Here is a 3,735-nt window from a genome sequence, read left to right as displayed (position 1 = left end):
GCCGCGCCTGGGTCAGCACCTGGGTCTCCAGCGACCCCACGAACTGGTTGTAACGCGCCACCGCCGCCTCGAGCGCCATGCCGACCGAGCCCGCGTGCGCGCCCATGGTGGCGATGCGCTTATAGAGCTCGCGTCCCAGCTCGGCGATGGTCCGGGCGTTGGCCGCCTGCTCCTCGACCCGCCAGCCGTAGACCACCGCCTTGCACAGCGCGAAGAGGGTCGTGGGCGTGACGATCACCACCTTGCGGTCCATCGCCTCGGTCATCAGGTCCGGCGCGCGGTCGAGCGCCGCCGCCAGGGCCGAGTCCAGCGGCACGAACATGGCCACGAAGTCCGGCGACGAATCGAACTGGTCCCAATAGGCCTTGGCCGACAGGCCCTGGACATGGCTGCGCACGCTCTGCACGTGGCGCATCCCGATCGCCTCGCGGCTGGCCTCGTCCGGCGCGTCCTGCAGCTCCAGGAAGGCGTTCAGCGAGCATTTGGCGTCGATGACGAAGACGCCGCCGCCCGGCAGCTTCACCGTCACATCCGGCCGCCGGCGGCCCTCTTCGGTGTCGGTGGAGGCCTGTTCCTCAAAGTCGTAGCGATTGGTGAGCCCTGCATGCTCCAGCACGTTGCGCAGCGTCTGCTCGCCCCAGCGCCCCTGCACACCGGCCCCGCGCCGCAGCGCCGCCGAGAGCTTGCGCGCCTCGTCCTGGGTGGCGACCGAGGCAGTCAGCAGGGCCGCGATCTGTTCCTTCAGGCCGCCGGTCTCCTCAGCGCGCACCTTCTCGACCGCCGCCACATGCTCCTGGAACTTCTGCAGGCTCTCGGCCACCGGCTTCAGCTGGGCCTCCAGCCGCGCCTGGGCGAGCTGTTCGCGGTTGTGGATCGCCTCTTCGTTCTTCCTGAGGATCGCCTCGGCCACGCCCGTCGCCGACTGATGGAGTTGCGCCGTGACCAGCTGGGCCTGCTCCTGCAGCATGCCCACCCGCATCTCCGCGGCGGCGGCGCGCATCCGCTCGCGGACCGCCCAGGCGACCGCGCCTGCGGTGGTGAAGGCGAAGGCCAGTGTCGCGAGCAAATACCCGTTCATGTTGCGTTCTTAGCGCAGGCGGTGAGTCGCGGCTAGGCCGGCCGGCGCGCCCGCATGGCTTGGGCGATCGTCCCGTCATCCAGCCAATCCAGCTCCCCGCCCACCGGCACGCCGCGCGCCAGCATGGTCACCGAGACGCCGGCGTTCGCCAGGCGGTCGGCGAGGTAGTGGGCGGTGGTCTGGCCGTCGACGGTGGCGGGCAGCGCCAGGATCACCTCGCGCACCGCCCCGTCCGAGGCCCGCGACACCAGGCCGTTCACCCGCAGCGCGTCGGGCCCCACGCCGTCCAGGGCCGACAGCAGGCCGCCGAGCACGTGATAGCGGCCACGGAACGCCGAGGCTCGCTCCATGGCCCAGAGCGCGCCCACCTCCTCGACCACGCAGATCAGCGCGCCGTCGCGGCCGTTGTCGGCGCAGATGGCGCAGGGGTCCTGGGTGTCCAGCGAGCCGCAGGTGGCGCAGACCTTCACCTTCGCCGCGGCCTCGGCGAGCGCATCGGCCAGGGGGACCAGAAGCTGGTCGCGCCGCTTCAGCAGCGCCAGGGCCGAGCGCCGCGCCGACCTGGGCCCGAGGCCCGGCAGCTTGGACAAGAGGCTGATCAGCCGCTCGATCTCGGGTCCGGCGGAAGCGGCCAATTCAGAACTTCGGCATGCCGGGCATGCCGGCGAGCGGCCCGGCCGCCTTCTGCATCAGCTCCGCGGAGCGGCCGTCGAGCTGGCGCTTGGCGTCGGCGTGGGCGGCGGCGACCAGGTCGCCGACCATGTCCGCCTCGCCCGGGATCATCAGGCTGTCGTCGATGTCGACGCGCAGGATCTGGCCGGTGCCCTTGAGCGTCACCTTGACCATGCCGTCACCGGCCTGGCCCAGCAGCACCAGCTGCTCCAGCTCCGCCTGGGCCTGGCCCAGCTTCTCCTGCATGGCCTGGGCCTGCTTCATCAGGCCGGCGAGGTCCTTCATGACGGCAAAAGCTCCCTTCCGAGACTCCGCGACAGCGGAGGCTCAGTCTGTTCAACCACGGAAGACACGGAAAGATCACGGAAAGCGTCGGAGCCAATCCGTGCTCTTTCCGTGTTTTCCGTGGTTCCAATGGGAAGGCGCCCGCTCCGCGGGCCTCTCGGGACCAGGCGCAGCTTCGCCGCCTTAATCCTCATCGTCGTCCTCGGTCTCGGTGGCCGAGCCTTCCGGGGCTTCGGCCTCGGCGATCTTGCGGATGCCGACGATCTCGGCGCCCGGGAAGGTCTGCATCACCGCCAGCACGAAGGGGTCCTGCTCGATCTGGGCGCGGACCTCGCGCTCCTCGCGCTTCTGGCGCTCCCAGAGACTCTCGGCCCCGCCGCCGCCCTGGGCGGCGATCAGCCAGCGCTCGCCGGTCCATTCCTTCAGCCGCCCGACCAGGCGCTGGGCTAGGTTGTTAGGCGCGCCCGGCGCAGCCTCGTACTCGATGGCGCCGGGCCGGAAGCTGATCGGGCGGACATAGCGCTCCACGTCGAGCTTCAGCGCGATGTCGCGCCGCTTCTCGATCAGGGCCATCATCTCCTCGAAGGTGTTGAGCACGGCCACCGGCTCGCTCGACGGCTGGGCCTGCGGCGCTGCAAAGCCCCGCGCCACCGTCGCCCCGCCGCCACTCGAAGCCGCCGCGCCACCGCCGCTGCCGCTGGACCCGCCCTGCGGCGCTGAGCCCGCCGCCGGCGCATCTCCGGCCTGGAGCCGCTTCAGGGCCTCCTCGGGCCCCGGCAGGTCCGCGGCATAGGCCAGGCGGATCAGCGCCATGTCGGCCGCCGCCGCCGCGTCCGGCGCGCGCCGGACCTCCTCGTAGGCCCGCAAGGTCAGCTGCCACAGCCGCGAGAGCGTCCCGGCCGAGACCGCCGCGCCCACCGCCGCCAGCCGCTGCGCCTGCTCCTTGGGCATGATCAGCGCCTGCGGCCCGATCGCCTTGGCGACCGAGGCGCCGTGGCAGTGGTCCAGCAGGTCCAGCATCACCTGGTCGGGATTGGCGCCGTAGCCATAGAGGGTGCGGAAGGTCTCGATGGCCGGCCCGGCCTCCCCCTTCATCACCTGTTCGAACAGGGAGATGGTCTGCGCCCGGTCGGCGAGGCCCAGCATGTCGCGGATGGTCGCCGCGGTGACCGTCTGGCCGGGCTCGGCCTGGACGATGGCCTGGTCGAGCATCGACTGGGCGTCGCGCACCGACCCCTCGGCGGCGCGGGCGATCAGCATCAGCCCGTCGGCCTCGACCCGCGCGCCCTCGGCCTCGGAGATCATCTCCAGGTTCTTGACGATGACCTCCGGCTCGACGCGGCGCAGGTCGAAGCGCTGGGTGCGCGACAGGATGGTCACCGGGACCTTGCGGATCTCGGTGGTGGCGAAGATGAACTTGGCGTGCGGCGGCGGCTCTTCCAGCGTCTTCAGCAAGGCGTTGAACGACTGCGTCGACAGCATGTGCACTTCGTCGATGATGTAGACCTTGTAGCGCGCCGAGGTGGGCGCATAGCGCACCCCGTCCAGCAATTCGCGCATCTCATCGACCTTGGTCCGCGAGGCGGCGTCGAGCTCCAGCACGTCCATGTGCCGGCCCTCGATGATGGCGTGGCAATGGCGGCCCTCGACGGTCAGGTCGACGGACGGCCCATCCACGCCGTCGCGCTCATAGTTCAGGG

4 protein-coding genes are annotated in these 3,735 nt (G+C 71.0%); all 4 read right to left on the bottom strand.

The window, feature by feature from the left end; all coding sequences use genetic code 11:
* The coding region (locus VHS75_RS01680; protein WP_329636869.1) for a DNA recombination protein RmuC at positions 1 to 1,078 on the bottom strand (1,078 nt) is incomplete at its 3' end.
* A gap of 32 nt (positions 1,079 to 1,110) precedes the next feature.
* Positions 1,111 to 1,713 carry a recombination mediator RecR gene (gene recR / locus VHS75_RS01675; protein ID WP_329636868.1) on the bottom strand — a complete coding sequence of 201 codons (603 nt, stop codon included), beginning with the start codon at positions 1,711 to 1,713 and terminating at the stop codon, positions 1,111 to 1,113.
* Between the two features lies 1 nt (position 1,714).
* Positions 1,715 to 2,035: a YbaB/EbfC family nucleoid-associated protein gene (locus VHS75_RS01670; protein WP_329636867.1), complete on the bottom strand. Its 321-nt coding sequence runs from the start codon at positions 2,033 to 2,035 to the stop codon at positions 1,715 to 1,717.
* A 183-nt stretch (positions 2,036 to 2,218) separates the two neighbouring features.
* Positions 2,219 to 3,735: DNA polymerase III subunit gamma/tau (locus tag VHS75_RS01665; RefSeq protein ID WP_329636866.1), on the bottom strand; the 1,517-nt coding region annotated here is incomplete at its 5' end.

Origin of the sequence: Phenylobacterium sp. (genome assembly GCF_036264965.1) — a bacterium.
Taxonomy (GTDB): domain Bacteria; phylum Pseudomonadota; class Alphaproteobacteria; order Caulobacterales; family Caulobacteraceae; genus Phenylobacterium.
Note: the sequence above shows the minus strand (reverse complement) of the source record. Positions and strands in the feature narration are given on the sequence as shown.